The organism is uncultured Intestinimonas sp. (genome assembly GCF_944387245.1).
Lineage (GTDB): Bacteria > Bacillota > Clostridia > Oscillospirales > Oscillospiraceae > Intestinimonas.
Genome location: NZ_CALXEE010000057.1, coordinates 1 through 14,705, shown reverse-complemented (window position 1 = coordinate 14,705; position 14,705 = coordinate 1). Strand labels below are relative to the sequence as shown.

Sequence of the window (14,705 nt, the reverse complement as noted above, 5' to 3'; positions counted from 1 at the left end):
AGGTCCCGGGTCAAGCCCGGGACGCTTGGGCGCACCGGACGGCGCGGCTCGCTTCCGCTCGCGGACGACGGCCCCACTCACCTCTTTTCTTACTCTCAACAAGGAGCTTCCCTATGAACATTTTCGACATTATGGGCCCCATTATGGTGGGGCCGTCGTCCTCCCACACCGCTGGGGCCGTGCGGATTGGCCTTATTACCAGGCACCTGCTGGGCAGTCAGCCCGTCTCCGCCCAGCTCCTCCTCCACGGCTCCTTCGCCGCCACCGGCAAGGGCCACGGCACCGACCGGGCCCTGGTGGCCGGGCTGCTGGACATGGCCCCCGATGACCCCCGCATCCCTCAGGCCTTCGTCCTGGCCAAAGAGGCCGGCATGGAGCTGAGCATCTCCACCGCCGTCCTCCGGGGCGCTCACCCCAACACCGTCCTCCTCCGGGTCCGGGATGCCCAGGGCCGGGAGATGGAGGTCAACGCCTCCTCCCTGGGCGGCGGCCGGGTACGGGTCAACGCCATTGACGGCATGGAGGCCACCTTCACCGGCGACTACCCCACTCTCATCATCCGCAACCAGGACCGGCCCGGCGCTGTGGCCGAGGTCTCCGCCATTCTCTCCCGGCGGCAGGTGAACATCGCCACCATGCAGCTCTACCGGGACAAGCGGGGCGGACTGGCCGTCATGGTACTGGAGAGTGACCAGCCCATCTGGGACGAGGCGGTGGAGGAGCTGCGCTCCTCCACGGGCATCGTCCGGGTGACCTATCTGGACATGGAAGGGGGACATTGAAATGGCATTTGGTTCTGTGGAGAGCCTCCTCCGGGCATCGGAGTCCGTCCCGGTGTGGGAGGCCGTTCTCCTGGACGACCTCAGCGACCGGGGCGTGGAGTGGGAGGCCTCCTGGGAGAAGATGACGGGGCTCTGGCGGGCCATGGAGGCGTCCGTGGTCAGCTATGACCCGGAGCGCCGCTCCGCCTGCGGCCTCACCGGCGGCGACGGGGCCAAGGTGGAGCAGGCCCGGATCGGGCTGTGCGGCCCGGTGCTCACCGCCGTCATGGCCACCGCCCTGAAGGTGGGCGAGTGCAACGCCTGCATGGGCCGCATCGTGGCCGCCCCCACCGCCGGGGCCAGCGGCGTCCTCCCCGCCGTGCTGCTGCCTATGAAGGAGAAGTACCGCTTCTCCGATGAAGATATGGTCCGGTCCCTCTATGTGGCCGCCGGCTTCGGACAGGTCATCGCCACCCGGGCCTCCATCGCCGGGGCCGAGGGCGGCTGCCAGGCCGAGGTGGGCTCGGCCTCCGCCATGGCCGCCGCCGCCCTGGTCTCCCTGATGGGCGGCACCCCGGAGCAGATGGCCCGGGCCTGCGCCACCGCCCTCCAGAACCTGATGGGCCTGGTGTGCGACCCGGTGGCCGGGCTGGTGGAGCTCCCCTGCGTCAAGCGAAACGTCATCGGCGCCGTCAACGCCCTCACCGCCGCCGAGCTGGCTCTGGCCGGGGTGGAGAGCCCCATCCCCTGCGACGAGGTCATCGACGCCATGCGCGCCGTGGGCGACGTCCTCCCCGCCTCCCTCCGGGAGACCGGCGGCGGCGGTCTGGCCGCCACCCCCACCGGCCGCCGCATCGCCGAGGAGCTGTTGGGCCGTTGACCGTTGCACGGCAACGCCCTCATATGTTATACTTTTCTATATTTGCCAAAGGAGTTACGACCATGTTCACCTTTAACCACTTTAATTTTAACGTCCTGGACCTGGAACGGAGCCTTGCCTTCTACAAGGACGCGCTGGGTCTGACTCCCGTCCGTGAGAAGGAGGCCAGTGACGGTTCCTTCCGGCTGGTCTACCTGGGGGACGGGGTCTCCGCCTTCACGCTGGAGCTCACCTGGCTCAAAGACCGTACCCAGCCCTACGACCTGGGCGAGGGGGAGTTCCACCTGGCCTTCACCGTGCCCGATATGGAGGCCGCCCACCAGAAACACCAGGAGATGGGCTGCATCTGCTTTGAAAATCCCGCTATGGGGATCTACTTCATTGAGGACCCGGACGGCTACTGGATCGAGGTTGTCCCGGACAAGGGGTGAGGACATGGCAGGGAAACAGGAAGGCGGTCGGCTGGTCTATGCCGATCTGATGCGGGTGGCCGCCATGCTGGCCGTCATCATCATCCATGTCTCCGGGGGGTGGCTGGAGTCCCTCCCCGTGGGGACGGCAGACTGGCACGCCCTCAACGCCTGGGACAGCCTCACCCGTTGGGCCGTCCCCGTCTTTGTCATGTGCAGCGGCATGTTCCTGCTGGACCCAAAGAAGTCCCTCTCCCTGCCCACCCTCTTCTTCCGCTATTTTCTGCGGATGGTCACCGCCCTCTTCTTCTGGGGCATAGCCTACCACCTGCTCTATGATTTCCTCAATGGCGTTCTGAGCCTGGACAGCCTCCCCCACGCCCTCTATGCCGTGGTGCTGGGCAACACCGAGACCCACCTGTGGTTCCTCACCATGATGATGGGCCTCTACCTGCTCACGCCCCTCCTCCGGTCCTTCATCCGTGGCGCCTCCCGGGGGGACCTCCACTGGTTCTTCCTGATTTATGCCTCCTTTATGCTCTTCCTCCCCCTCTTCCTCCGGCTCAGGGGGAGTCAGACCGTCGCCCTCTATGCCAACCGCTTCTACCTCAATTTTACCCTGGCCTTTCCGCCCCTTGCCTACGTGGGCTATTTTGTGGCGGGCTACTACTTAAAGACCTATACTCTGGGCCGGGTGGCCGAGTGGTTCATCTACTTGCTGGGCATTGCCGGAGCCGTGGCCACGGTGGGCGGGACCGCCCTCCTCTCCGCCCGCTCCGGCGGGTTGGACACCACCCTGTACAGCTACCTCACCCCCAATGTGGCTGCCATGGCGGTGGCCGTCTTCGTCCTCTTCCGCTATGTGCTGGGGGTGAGTGACGAACGCTCCCGGAAGGGGCAGGTCAGCGCCATGGCCGCCTGCGGCTTCGGCGTCTACCTCTCCCATGTGGTCTTTCTCACCCTCCTGCGCCACTTCGGTCTGGCCATCCCGCCCATTCCGGCGGCGGTGGCGGTGCCCCTCCTGACCCTGGTCATTTTTATCCCCAGCTTTGCCCTCTCCTGGCTCCTCCACAAGCTGCCGGCGGTGGGCCGCTACCTCACCTGAAACCCTCACACAAAGGAGTCCCGCCCATGCTCTTCTCCAGCTCCATCTTTCTCTTCGCCTTTCTCCCCGCGGTGCTCCTGGGGTACTATGTGGTTTTCCGGGGGATGCGCCGGGCCCAGAACCTCCTGCTCCTGGCCGCCTCTCTCCTCTTCTACGCCTGGGGAGAGCCCTGGTTCGTCCTGGTGATGATCGCCTCCATTTTCGCAAACTACCTCTTCGGCCTCTGGGTGCACACCTGGAAGCGGCGGGACAGAAGGCTCCTTCTCTCCGTCACCGCCGCCTGTGTGTGCAACCTGGGGCTCCTTTTTGTGTTCAAGTACCTCACCTTCACCCTGAAAAACCTGAACCTGCTTGGCCTCAACACCCCCATCCCCGTCATCGAGCTGCCCATCGGCATCTCCTTCTTCACCTTCCAGGCCCTGAGCTACGTGCTGGATGTGGCCATGGGCACCGCCCAGGTCCAGCGCAGCCCCTTCGGCCTGGGGCTGTATATCTCCCTCTTCCCCCAGCTCATCGCCGGCCCCATCGTGAAGTACGCTACCGTGGCCGATGAGATCCAGGGCCGGAAGGAGACCTGGGACGACTTCTCCGCCGGGTGCTGCCGCTTCCTGGTGGGCCTGGGCAAAAAGGTCCTCCTCTCCAACCAGCTGGCCCTGGTGGCCGACGCCGCCTGGGACACCCCCGCTGGCAGCCTCTCCACCGCCTTCGCCTGGCTGGGCTCATTGTGCTACACCCTCCAGATCTACTACGACTTCTCCGGCTACTCCGACATGGCCATCGGTCTGGGCCGCATGTTTGGGTTCCACTTTTTGGAGAACTTCAACTGGCCCTACGTCTCCCGCTCGGTGACCGAGTTCTGGCGGCGGTGGCACATCTCCCTGTCCACCTGGTTCCGCGACTACGTCTACATCCCCCTGGGGGGCAGCCGCCATGGAAAGGGCAAGACCCTGCGAAACCTCTTTGTGGTGTGGCTCCTCACCGGGGTGTGGCACGGCGCCAACTGGACCTTTATTTGCTGGGGGCTCTTCTACTTCCTGCTGCTGGTCTTTGAAAAGACCACCGGTCAGGTGTCCTCCTGGCCCAAGGTCCTGGGCTGGGGCTGGACCTTCCTCATGGTCAACTTCGGCTGGGTCCTCTTCCGGGCCGACTCCCTCACCGCCTGCGGCGCCTTCCTCCAGGCCATGTTCGGCCAGGGCGGCGGGCCGGATCTCCAGGCAGCCTACTACTGGGAGCAATATTGGATTGTGATTCTACTCGCCGTTTTCTTCTCCTTCCCCATCGCCCCCTGGCTCACCCGGAAGGTGGAGGCCTATTTCGGCCAATATGCCCGCCACGTCTTTCCCATGTGGGACGGGGTGTACGGCCTGGGGCTCCTCCTCATCTTCCTGGCCGCCGCCGCCTTTTTGGTAAAGGGGACCTACAACCCCTTTATCTATTTCAACTTCTGACCCGAAAGGAGGGCGCCCCATGGTCCCCTCACACAGCAACACCGGCGCCGTCCTCTTTCTGTGCGCCATGGCCGCCGGCTCCATATTGCTCCTCACCGGTCTGGCCCCCACCGATCCAATCTGTAAAGGGGTACGCCTTCCCACCCGGAGCGCCTCCTATGTGGCTCAGGCGGGCCTGGGGGACGGCCGGTCCTCCCCCGGCCAGGGGGGCGAGGCGGTGCCCGTCAAGACGGAGCCCCCCTTTGAGCGGCTCCAGGACTTCCTCTCCACCGCCGACGCCACCGCCAACAGCGCCCTGGACAAGGGCCACCTCTTCATTGAGCTCTATGGCGGCGTCCAGGCCCTCTCCGATCGGACGGTGGTGGAAGACGTGGACCCCCAGTACTCGGTGGTGAAGCTCACCGACGGAACCATCACCTTCATAAACGCCGAGCCCCAGGACGTCACCGGCAACGGCCGGGCGGTGGTGCGGCTCTCCCAGGCCCTGGCCGAGCGGGAGGTCCCCCTCCTCTACGTCCAGGCCCCCCAGAAGCTCCAGGAAAATGACGACCGTCTCCCCACAGGTGTGACCGATTACGGCAACGACTACGCCGACCAGATCCTGGGTGTGCTGGCTGAGAATAACGTGGCTACCCTGGACCTGCGCAAGACCCTGGCCGACACCGGCCGGGACTGGTCCTCCTTCTTCTTCCGCACCGACCACCACTGGACGCCGGAGGCCGCCTTTACCGCCCATCAGGCCCTGGCCCAGGTGCTGGAGACCGACTACGGCTTCACCATCCCGGAGGAGAATACCGACCCCGCCGCCTTTACCCGGACCAATCTGTCCGACTACTTTTTGGGCAGTCAAGGCAAGCGGGTGGGCTCCCTGTACGCCGGGGTGGACGACATCGAGATCTGGAAGCCCAACTTCGACACCGACTTCACCTACTCCATTCCCATCTATGACATGGAGCGCACCGGTCCCTTCGAGGAGTCCCTCCTCTTCCCGGAGCGCATCGAGGAGAAGGACTTCTTCAACGGCAATCCCTATACCCTCTACGCCGGCGGGGACTACCCCATGGCCCGGATCTACAACCTGCTCGCCCCGGACCGGCCCCGGATCATGCTCCTGCGGGACTCCTACGCCTGCGTGATCACCCCCTTCCTGGCCCTGGACTGCGGGGAACTCATCACCATCGACCTGCGGTATTTCAACGACGATCTGCTCACCTATGTGGACTGGCTGGAGCCCGACCTGGTCATCGTCATGTACACCGCCGGCTCCACCGCCCTGGACGAGCTCTTTGACTTCTTCCCCAACGACACCGCCCAGCCCCAGTACGCCCTGGACCCGCCGGCGGCGGAAAAGCCGGCCCTGGGCACAAACTGACCGCTTTGACTGTGAGGTAATGCACCATGCCCTCCGTCCGCCGTCTGGACTACCACTATATGGCCATGCAGATCGGCTTCTGGGCCATGTTTGCCGCCATCTGCGCCTACCAGGCCGCCCTGCTCACCAGCCGGGGCTTTACCAACGCCGAGACCGGCCTCCTCATCGCCGTCCGGTGCCTGGCCGGCATCGTCTGCCAGCCCGCCCTGGGCTCCTTCGCCGACCGCCATCCCCGCATTCCCCTGCGGCTCATCGTCTCCCTGGCCCTGGGGGTGGGCCTTGTCGCCGGGGTAGTCTTTCTCCTGTGCCCCATGGGCATGGCGGGCACCATGGCCGTCCTCATCCTCATGGGCGGCTTTGAGATCACCTCCTACCCCCTGATGGACGCCATGGCCATCCAGTTCATCCAGAAGGGCGTGCCCATCCGGTACAGCCTGGGCCGAGGGGTGGGCTCTCTGGCCTACGCCGTGTGCTGCGTGGCCCTGGGATTGCAGGTCACCGCCTGGGGGGTGGAGACCACCCTCATCACCCACGCCGTCCTCACCGCCCTGGAGATCGTCCTGGTCATCACCTATCCCGTCTGCCCGGTGGAGGAGAGCACCGCCGGACCGCCCCCCGCCCCCCACTCCGCCCTGTGGCTCCTGCGGCAGAACCCCGCCTTTGCCCTCATGCTGCTGGCCATCCTCTTCGGCCTCACCGGGTGCCTGCCCATGTCCAACTTCCTGGTCAACGTGGTCACCAGCCGGGGCGGCACCGCCGGAGATCTGGGGGTGGCCCTCTTCATCATGGCCGGCTTCGAGCTGCCCACCGCCTTCTTCTTCCAGCGGCTCTACCGCCGCCTGGGGGGCGGCCGCCTCCTCCTGCTGAGCATGGTCTTCTGCTTCTTCAAGGCCCTGGCCCTCTTCCTCTCTCCCTCCCTCCCCTCCGTCCTCCTGTCCCAGCCCCTCCAGATGCTGGGCTACGGCCTCTTCACCCCCACCTCGGTGTACTATGTCAACGACTCCGTGCCCGCCGAGGACCAGGTGAAGGGCCAGACCCTGATGATGGTGGCCTCCAACGGCCTGGGCGGGGTGCTGGGGAGCCTCTTCGCCGGGTCCATCCTGGACCTGGGCGGCCCCAACGCCATGCTGCTCTTCTGCATGGCCTGCTGTACCGCCGCAGCCCTCCTGGCCCTGGTCTCCCTGCGCATGACAAGGTCCGCTACATAAAACTGAAATCGCCTCTCCCATTGGGAGAGGCGATTTTTTGTCTTGTCACACCGTGACCACACGGGGCGCGGTCAAAAGCCGTCCCGCGATGTCGTACATATTGCTGACGGTGCCTACCTTCAGCTGCTCGGTCAGGCCGAAGTAGTTGAGGCAGGTGCCGCACACCAGGATCTCGCAGCCCTTGTCCAGGAGGCTCTTCAGGCTCTCGATGACCTGGGGCTCCTCCCCGGCGGGCAGCTTCACGCCGCCGTTCATGAAGAGAAGGCAGGCGGGGGGCGTGTCGCTCTGGGCCAGGGTGTAGAGGAACATCTTCATCAGGTTCTCTCCCAGCTCCCGGCTGCCGTCGCCCACGAAGTCCTTGCCGATGAACACCGTGGCGCCGCCGGGGGCCGTGGGGCAGCAGGCCACCGGCTCGGGGGCGGGAGCCGCCTTCCGCTCGCCGGTGATTCGAACGGCAAAGCCCCCCTCCCGGGGCGCGCTCACCGCCGTCATGCCCTGGCTCTCGGCCAGACGGGTCAGGTTCTCCACGGCGATCTGGTTGTCCACCGCCACCGTCACATCGTTCTCGCCGCCGTCCAGGGCCTGCTTGGCCAGGACCACCGGCATGGGGCAGGCCTTGCCCATGGCGTCAATTTCCACTGCCATCACACTTCTCCACCTTTCCTGTATCGTCGTTCCACAGGACGGGCACACCGTCCTCCACCCGGTAGCGCCGGTACGTCCCCGGCGGCACCAGGCCGTCCTTCAACGCCCCGTCCAGGGCCGGGTCGTCCCCGTCCTCGATTCGGAGCGAAATGCCGCAGGCGGCAGTGATCTGCCGCAGGGTGGGCATCACCGTCACCGGCATTCTGGTTTTCAGAGCCCGCTCCGCCGCGATGGCGGCGTGGGTGCTGTCAAAGGCCAGCAGCTGATAGGTCTCCCTCACGGCTTCACCACGATGGAGCAGTCCTCCCGCCTGGCCTCCACATAGCCCACCTGGGCGGCGCAGGGGATGCGGTCCCGCAGGGCGGAGAGGAGCGCCTGGGCGTCCTTTTCCGCCACCGCGATGAGAAGACCACCGGAGGTCTGGGGGTCATAGAGGAGGTCCTGGATGGCCAGGGGCACCTCCCCCTCCACCTTGGTGGAGGATTCGGCGAAGTGGCGGTTGCGGTACATGCCCTCGGGGAGAAGCCCCATCTCTGCCAAGGACCGCACCCCGGGCAGGAAGGGGATGTTTCCGCTTTCGATGACCACCGTGGCTCCGCCCCCCCGGGCCATCTCCAGACTGTGGCCCAGAAGGCCGAAGCCGGTGACGTCGGTGCAGCTGCCCACATCGAAGTTTACCATGATGTCCCGGGCAGTCTTGTTGAGGGTGCGCATCTGCTCCACCGCCTGGCGGTAGAGCTCCGGGTCGGCCAGCCCCGCCTTGGCGGCGGTGGTGGTGACGCCGATGCCCAGGGCCTTGGTGAGGGTCAGCACGTCCCCCGGCCGGGCCCGGTCGTTGCGGAGGATGCGCCCGGGGTGCACGAAGCCGGACACCGCCAGGCCGTACTTGGGCTCCTTGTCCTGGATGGTGTGGCCACCGGTGATAATGGTCCCCGCCTCGTAGGCCTTCTCATAGCCCCCCCGGAGGACGCCGTGGACGGCCTCCCGGTCCATCTGGGGGGAGACGCACATGACGTTGAGGGCCAGCTTGGGCTCGCCCCCCATGGCGTACACGTCGCTGATGGCGTTGGCCGCGGCGATCTGGCCAAAGAGGTAGGGGTCGTCCACGATGGGTGGGAAGAAGTCCACCGTCTGGACCAGGGCCAGGTCGTCGGAGAGCTGGTACACCGAGGCGTCATCGCTGGTGTCGTAGCCCACCAGCAGCTTGGGGTCGGTGCGGGTGGGCAGGCCCTCCAGCAGCTGGGCCAGGACCCCCGCCCCCACCTTGGCGCCGCAGCCGGCGCACTCGGCCAGCTTGGTCAGTTGGATGTCCGATGCCATTGTATCTCTCCTCCCTTGCTCCATTGACACATGAGGGCCTCCAGCACCCCGCCGCCCACCGCCCGGGCCTTGTCCGAGACGGAGAAGCAGTGCTCCCGGCGGCATCTGGGGTCCACGTCCCCCGCCTTCATGCCGGCAAAGACCGGCGTGCCCTCCGGCAGCAGCCCCCGGACCACGCCGGTGATCTGGGCCTTCACGGGGGCGTCCCCCACCCGGCCCACGGTCTGACCCGCCTGCACCCTGTCGCCGATGGCGGCCAGGGGGACGAAGCTCCCCTCCGCCGGGGCACGGAGGAGCCGCTCGATGGTATAGCCGTCGATGTCGCCGGGGACGCCGGTGTTGGGCGCCGGGGAGCGGTCCCACAGCACCCGGCCCAGATCGTGGCCCCGCTGGGTCTCCACGGCGGCATGGCAGTCCACCCCGGGGGTGAAACCGGGGCCCACCCCCACCACGGAGGGGGCGTCTGTGAGGGCGGTGCCCAGGTTCTTCTTGGCCAGGATGGCGTCCACCACCCCGTCGGGCTTCAGGACGGGGACACAGGCCCCCTCCGGGTCCACCAGCACCGCCACCTTACCTGACCGGACACAGTCCAGGGCCTCATCGGCAGAACCGACCAGCACGGCGGTGATGCCCTCCACCTCCGCCGACCCCCGGTACACCGCCTGGGAGAAGGCCACGGTGCAGCGCACGGTGGTGGGCTGCACGGTCTCGGTCATCACCACGGAACACCCCGCCCGGAACAGCCGGCAGGCAACCCCCGTGGCCAGGTCCCCCGCTCCCTTTACGACAATCAGCATACAAACACCTCTTTGACACATTCCTTCTCCCGGAGGGCGGCGGCCACCACCCGGGTGCCCGGCAGCCAGATCTGAATATCCCGGGCGGTCTCCCGGGCCAGGGCCAGCTCTTCCGGCCCGTCGGCCTGGTTGAGGAGGACCCGGAACTTCTTCGGGTCCCCCACCCCCTTGAACTGCCCCGCCTCGTGGGTGAGGAGCCGGGCCAGCAGGGCAGGGGTGACAGCGGTCTCCGGGCCCACCCCCAGCAGGGCGCAGGCCAGATGGGACCGGTGGCAGGTCTCCCCCAGGGGCCGTCCCAGGGCGGACAGCCCCGCCACCGCCACCACGGCGGCACAGCCAGGGATGAGACAGGGCTCGTGGTCCGCCGGAGCCTTCATGGGCAGGCGTTTGGACCCGTCGGCCTCGACCACCCCGAAGCCAAAAAGGGACAATCCCCGGTCCAGCACCTCCGGAGGCGGGGCGGTCAGCTTGCCCGTCTCCGGCTCGGTTCCGGCGGCGCAGGCAGTGAGTCCGGCCCTCCGGGCCGCCTCCAGCTTCTCCAGGGTCCCCACCAGGGGTCCGGCAGCCCGGCCCTGCTCCACGCCGATGTGGGTGGTGGTGGCGGCCAGGGCGGGTAGGCCCCGTCCAGCCCGCTCCCCCATCAGCCGCAGCATGAGGCTGCTCTTGCCCCCGCCCCCCACCAGGCAGGTCCAGCCCTCCGCCGGCAGCGCCAGGGCCTCCAGGAGCTCCATAGCCATCCCTCCGTTATATTTTTTTCAGAATAATGCAAAGGGAACAAAACCAAAGGCCGGGCAGCGGCGCCTTCCGGCCTTTGGTTCCCAGATGCGCAACGCATCTTTTTTCAAAAATCACCGGTTCTATTTTTAGTTTATACAATACATTCCCATAAATCTTGCACCGTTATCCTTAGAATAGCATATTGCATCCTGTAAGTCAAACCGCTATAATGCAGATAACAAAACACGAAAGGCGGCGATTCCATGGAAGAACTGGCACTGGAGGTCCGAATGTCCATCAGGCTCTTTTTCGGCGGTGAGAAATGCTTCGGACCTGGCCCCGCCGCCCTTCTGGAGGCCACCGACCGATTGGGCTCCCTCCGGGCCGCAGCTGCGGAGGCCGACATGGCCTATTCCAAGGCGTGGACCAGTCTGCGCGCCTGTGAGCAGGCCCTGGGTTTTCCCCTGTTGGAGCGGGAGGCCGGCGGACGGCGGGGGGGCGGCTCCCGGCTTACGCCGCTGGGACGGGACCTTCTGGCGGGCTACCGGGAACTGGAGCAGCGGATGAACGAGGAGGGGGCCCGCCTCCTCTTGGAGCTGCTGCCCCAGCTGGCTATGGTGGAGTGAGCATGGAAGAGCTGCTGCGGGAGGCTGTCCATCGGCTGGCCCAGGGGCGGAGCCTAGCTCTGGCCGGAGTGGCGGAGCGGACGGGCTCGGCCCCCCGCGGGCCGGGGGCCCTGCTGCTGGCGGAGCCGGGCGGCCCCACCCTGGGCACCGTGGGCGGCGGCCTGCTGGAGGCCCGGGTCCGGGAACTGGCCCTGGAGCAGTTGTCCCGGGGCGGCGGCGGTCCGGTCTCCTTCTCCATGGAGCACGACGGCCTCATCCCCCGGGACCGCCAAAGCGCCGACGTGACCCTGTGGCTCCAGGCCCTCCGCGCCGGGGACGACGTTCTGCTGACCGCCCTGGAAGAGGCGGCAGACCGCCTGGCCACCAGGGCGCTGGGCTGTCTGCTGTGGGAGTCCTCCGGTCCTCCCCGGCTCCTGGCTCGTCGGCCGGAGGGAGCGAGCGGCGCGGCGGGGCTGTTCCCTGGCCCCCACGGCGAGCCCGCCTTCTGGCTGGAGCTGCGCCGGCCCTGCCATGTCTTTCTCTACGGCGCCGGCCACGTGGCGGTGGAGACCGCCTCCCTGCTGGCCCGGATGGGCTTTGCCTGTACCGTGCTGGACGACCGGCCGGACTTCGCACGGGCAGAGCGCTTTCCCGGCGCGGAGGAGGTCCGCTGCCGGGATCTGGAGTACCTCTCCCCCGACGACCTGCCCGGCCCGGAGGACTGCGCCCTCCTCATGAGCCGGAGCCACAGCCTGGACCTCATCCTCCTTCGGGCCATTCTACCGGCGGAGCCCGCCTTCCTTGGAGTGCTGGGCAGCCGGAAGAAGGGGGCCTTCCTCCGCTCTGCCCTGGCCGCCGAGGGGTTCTCCCAGGCCGACCTGGACCGCATCGTCCTGCCGGTGGGACTCCCCCTGGGGGGCGAGACCCCGGCGGAGATCGCCCTGAGTGTGGCCGCCCAGCTGGTGCAGCTCCGGGCCTCGGGAGCGCTGTCTCCCACTTTGTCGAAAAAATCTGAAAAAAACTGTTGACATCTCTCGGTGGCTATGGTAATATACTTCTTGCGTTGAGCAACACCGAATGCGAAACGCCGAGCCACTTGCGCGAGTGGTGGAATTGGTAGACTCGCTGGCTTCAGGTGCCAGTGCTCGCAAGGGCGTGCGGGTTCGACTCCCGCCTCGCGCACCACATGACCGTAAAGCTTTGCTTTGCGGTCATGTTTTTTATTTCAAACACGAGAACGCCGCCGGCACTGCCGGCGGCGTTCTTTTTTCGTCGCACTACCACAGGGTAATGCTCAGGACTGTGCGGCCTCCTCCCCAGCCTCGGCGGGCTGAAACTTGGGACAGCCCCGGTAGATCACCGCGCTCACGATCATACCGATCAGCGTGGGGACCACCCAGGTAAAGCCCAGACGGGAGAAGGGAAAACAGGACATCAGGGCCTTTCAGCCATCCGATGTTTCGGTCCCCACCGCCTCCCAGCGGCTCATCCGGCTGTCCATGGAGACAACCTGTCCGTTGTACCAAAGTCGTTTCAAAAACCTCGACCTTTCCGCCCTTCGCAAGTTTTACAGTTTATATGGAAGCAAGTCCGGTGCCTAATCGTGTATCTTGACAGCAAAAGACCGTCAAGGCCCTCTCATCACCGGTTTTGCCTGTTTGACACCCCCGACGAGTGGAACCTTGACGGCCCGTTTTATGCGATAAACCCCGCAAAAAATTTTGCAGCTTGTCCTTCAGGTTCCGGCGGGAGATCCCCAGCAGACGGGCCTTCCCCGAGATGGAACCCATCTGGCTCATGGCCTGTCGGAGCAGCCCCCGCTCGTAGCGCTCCAGCGCCTGAGTCTGTCACAGCAAGATAAGGCCGTACTCCCGGCTCAGCCGCTCCAGCACTTCGGGCTCCAGTTCGGCGGTGCCGTCGTAGAAGGCCCGGCCCTGGTAGACCCGAAGGGCCGCCTCCATCAGATCCGGCACGTCGGACCAAAGGCACAGGGCGTCCTTGATGGCGTACTGCTCCTCGGCAAAGATGGCCACGTCATCCTCCTCCAGAATGGCGATGCGCAGGGCGCCCACCGGACGCACCTCCTCCGCCTCCAGGATGTCCTCCATCAGGTCTGGCCCACACTCGATGGTCTCCCCCACGTCCACATCGGGGGTAATGAAGCGGGCCTCCTTCTCGCTGGCGCAGGGGATGACGTCGGGGTCCTTCACCACCGGGGCGAAGGCGGAGAAATCGATGCCGTCCATGGCCCTGTGGATGGCCGCGATGTGTCCGGGGTGAGTGCCGCAGCAGCCGCCGAAGATCCGCACCCCCGCCGCCGCCCAGCTGGGCACGCGCTTGGCAAAGTCCTCTGCGTTGTCGGGGTAGGTGAACTGCCCATCCGGTCCTTCCGTCGGCTCCCCAGCACAGGGCTCAGCGATGAGGGGTATATCTGTATAGAGGTGGAGCCGGGTGAGCTGCTCCTCGGCCACCGCCGGGTCCACGCAGTTGAGGCCGAAGGCGGTCACCCCCATGCCCTGCATGACGATGGCGCAGGCCAGCACGTCGGTGCCGGTGGGGGTCCGCCCCTCATCGTCGCAGTAGCAGGTCACCAGGATGGGCTTCTCCCCGCCGCCGACCTTCCGGATGCCCAGCACCGCCGCCCGTGCCTCCGCCATGGCCGTGACGCTCTCCACCAGGAAGAGGTCCACCCCCGCCGACAGCAGCACCGCCGCCTGCCGGGCGTACAGGTCCACCAGCTCCTCAAAGGGGGTCTCGCCGTAGGGCGGGATGGCCTTGCCCGTGGGACCCAGATCGCCGGCCACCAGGGCCTTCCCCTCCGCCGCCTGGCGGGTGAGGGCCACCAGACGGCGGTTGTAGTCCTCCATCTGCCCGGCCAGCCCGAAGGCCTCCAGGGTGCCCTCATTGCAGCCCAGGGTGGGGGTGACCAGCACCGTGGCGCCGGCGTGTACATAGGCCCGCTGGAGCTCCAGCAGAGCCTCCGGGTGCTCCAGGGCCCACTGCTCGGTGCAGGCCCCCACGGGCATGCCCCGCTTTTGCAGCTCGGTGCCGGTGGCGCCGTCCATCAGGAAGGGCAGGGACAAGGGTATGGGCTCCATAAATTGCAGTTCCTCCTCAATGTTGGCCGCCGGAGCGGCCTTGGTTGGCTCACAGTATACCATAACCACTCCTGAAAAACAAGCGCCCCGGCCGTTGGCCGGGGCGCTCTGAGCCTGCCGATGGCGCCGGCAGGCTCTCTCGCACGTGCCTGCACGTGCTCGAAGGGAGTACAGGCCGCCGCGCGCATCCTTTGGCCGGAACGGCCAAAGGCCACACTTGCGGCCTGAGCAGTGTTTTTTCCGAGGCCGCAGCGTAAAGAAAATGTGCCGGTGGCACATTTTTAGCGTAGGCCGGGCAGCTATGCTGCCCGGAGGCGGCCCGAGTCCCCGGAAAAAACA

Annotated in this window: 17 protein-coding genes and 1 tRNA gene; 10 read left to right on the top strand and 8 right to left on the bottom strand. The window is 66.4% G+C overall.

Annotated features, from left to right (window positions below; genetic code table 11):
• The first annotated feature begins 113 nt into the window (after positions 1 to 113).
• From sdaAB to Q0K15_RS08160, 7 genes are all read left to right on the top strand, one after another.
• Positions 114 to 782, top strand: coding sequence for an L-serine ammonia-lyase, iron-sulfur-dependent subunit beta (gene sdaAB / locus Q0K15_RS08190; protein WP_294515098.1), 669 nt, complete (start codon positions 114 to 116; stop codon positions 780 to 782).
• 1 nt (position 783) lies between these two features.
• Positions 784 to 1,641: an L-serine ammonia-lyase, iron-sulfur-dependent, subunit alpha gene (gene sdaAA / locus Q0K15_RS08185; RefSeq protein ID WP_294515096.1), complete on the top strand. Its 858-nt coding sequence runs from the start codon at positions 784 to 786 to the stop codon at positions 1,639 to 1,641.
• 62 nt (positions 1,642 to 1,703) lie between these two features.
• On the top strand, positions 1,704 to 2,072 hold the full coding sequence (locus Q0K15_RS08180; protein ID WP_294515094.1) for a VOC family protein: 369 nt from the start codon (positions 1,704 to 1,706) through the stop codon (positions 2,070 to 2,072).
• A 4-nt stretch (positions 2,073 to 2,076) separates the two neighbouring features.
• On the top strand, positions 2,077 to 3,156 hold the full coding sequence (locus tag Q0K15_RS08175; protein WP_294515092.1) for an acyltransferase family protein: 1,080 nt from the start codon (positions 2,077 to 2,079) through the stop codon (positions 3,154 to 3,156).
• Between the two features lie 26 nt (positions 3,157 to 3,182).
• Positions 3,183 to 4,604 (top strand): MBOAT family O-acyltransferase, encoded by a 1,422-nt coding sequence (locus Q0K15_RS08170; protein ID WP_294515089.1) that lies wholly within the window; start codon positions 3,183 to 3,185, stop codon positions 4,602 to 4,604.
• Between the two features lie 19 nt (positions 4,605 to 4,623).
• Positions 4,624 to 5,976 carry a hypothetical protein gene (locus tag Q0K15_RS08165; protein WP_294515087.1) on the top strand — a complete coding sequence of 451 codons (1,353 nt, stop codon included), beginning with the start codon at positions 4,624 to 4,626 and terminating at the stop codon, positions 5,974 to 5,976.
• Positions 5,977 to 6,002: 26 nt separating this feature from the next.
• On the top strand, positions 6,003 to 7,184 hold the full coding sequence (locus Q0K15_RS08160; protein ID WP_294515084.1) for an MFS transporter: 1,182 nt from the start codon (positions 6,003 to 6,005) through the stop codon (positions 7,182 to 7,184).
• Positions 7,185 to 7,229: 45 nt separating this feature from the next.
• Here Q0K15_RS08160 and yedF read toward each other — a convergent pair whose 3' ends face one another.
• Genes yedF through yqeC form a run of 5 tightly spaced genes read right to left on the bottom strand, consistent with a single transcriptional unit; the run spans position 7,230 to position 10,677 of the window.
• Entirely contained in the window at positions 7,230 to 7,829 is a 600-nt protein-coding gene (gene yedF, locus Q0K15_RS08155; RefSeq protein ID WP_294515082.1) for a sulfurtransferase-like selenium metabolism protein YedF, read from the bottom strand.
• Positions 7,813 to 8,109, bottom strand: coding sequence for a DUF3343 domain-containing protein (locus tag Q0K15_RS08150; protein WP_294515080.1), 297 nt, complete (start codon positions 8,107 to 8,109; stop codon positions 7,813 to 7,815). The genes yedF and Q0K15_RS08150 overlap by 17 nt, the downstream gene beginning before the upstream one ends.
• Positions 8,106 to 9,149 (bottom strand): selenide, water dikinase SelD, encoded by a 1,044-nt coding sequence (gene selD, locus Q0K15_RS08145; protein WP_294515078.1) that lies wholly within the window; start codon positions 9,147 to 9,149, stop codon positions 8,106 to 8,108. Before selD ends, Q0K15_RS08150 begins: the two co-directional genes overlap by 4 nt.
• Complete coding sequence (yqeB, locus tag Q0K15_RS08140; protein ID WP_294515076.1) at positions 9,128 to 9,946, bottom strand: selenium-dependent molybdenum cofactor biosynthesis protein YqeB; 819 nt, start codon at positions 9,944 to 9,946, stop codon at positions 9,128 to 9,130. The genes selD and yqeB overlap by 22 nt, the downstream gene beginning before the upstream one ends.
• Positions 9,940 to 10,677: a selenium cofactor biosynthesis protein YqeC gene (yqeC, locus tag Q0K15_RS08135; protein WP_294515074.1), complete on the bottom strand. Its 738-nt coding sequence runs from the start codon at positions 10,675 to 10,677 to the stop codon at positions 9,940 to 9,942. The genes yqeB and yqeC overlap by 7 nt, the downstream gene beginning before the upstream one ends.
• 249 nt (positions 10,678 to 10,926) lie before the next feature.
• Between yqeC and Q0K15_RS08130 the strand changes: the two genes are divergently transcribed.
• The 3 genes from Q0K15_RS08130 (at position 10,927) to Q0K15_RS08120 (ending at position 12,453) form a co-directional block, all read left to right on the top strand.
• Positions 10,927 to 11,289 (top strand): LysR family transcriptional regulator, encoded by a 363-nt coding sequence (locus Q0K15_RS08130; protein ID WP_294515072.1) that lies wholly within the window; start codon positions 10,927 to 10,929, stop codon positions 11,287 to 11,289.
• A gap of 2 nt (positions 11,290 to 11,291) precedes the next feature.
• Positions 11,292 to 12,296: an XdhC/CoxI family protein gene (locus Q0K15_RS08125; RefSeq protein WP_294515070.1), complete on the top strand. Its 1,005-nt coding sequence runs from the start codon at positions 11,292 to 11,294 to the stop codon at positions 12,294 to 12,296.
• Between the two features lie 70 nt (positions 12,297 to 12,366).
• Positions 12,367 to 12,453, top strand: a tRNA-Leu gene (locus Q0K15_RS08120).
• Positions 12,454 to 12,562: 109 nt separating this feature from the next.
• Here Q0K15_RS08120 and Q0K15_RS08115 read toward each other — a convergent pair.
• The 3 genes from Q0K15_RS08115 to Q0K15_RS08105 form a co-directional block, all read right to left on the bottom strand.
• A complete protein-coding gene (locus Q0K15_RS08115; RefSeq protein WP_294515068.1) occupies positions 12,563 to 12,703 on the bottom strand; it encodes a hypothetical protein in 141 nt (46 codons plus the stop codon).
• A gap of 139 nt (positions 12,704 to 12,842) precedes the next feature.
• Positions 12,843 to 13,103 (bottom strand): helix-turn-helix domain-containing protein, encoded by a 261-nt coding sequence (locus Q0K15_RS08110; protein WP_294515101.1) that lies wholly within the window; start codon positions 13,101 to 13,103, stop codon positions 12,843 to 12,845.
• A 12-nt stretch (positions 13,104 to 13,115) separates the two neighbouring features.
• Positions 13,116 to 14,366: a homocysteine S-methyltransferase family protein gene (locus Q0K15_RS08105; protein WP_294515066.1), complete on the bottom strand. Its 1,251-nt coding sequence runs from the start codon at positions 14,364 to 14,366 to the stop codon at positions 13,116 to 13,118.
• Positions 14,367 to 14,705 lie beyond the last annotated feature (339 nt).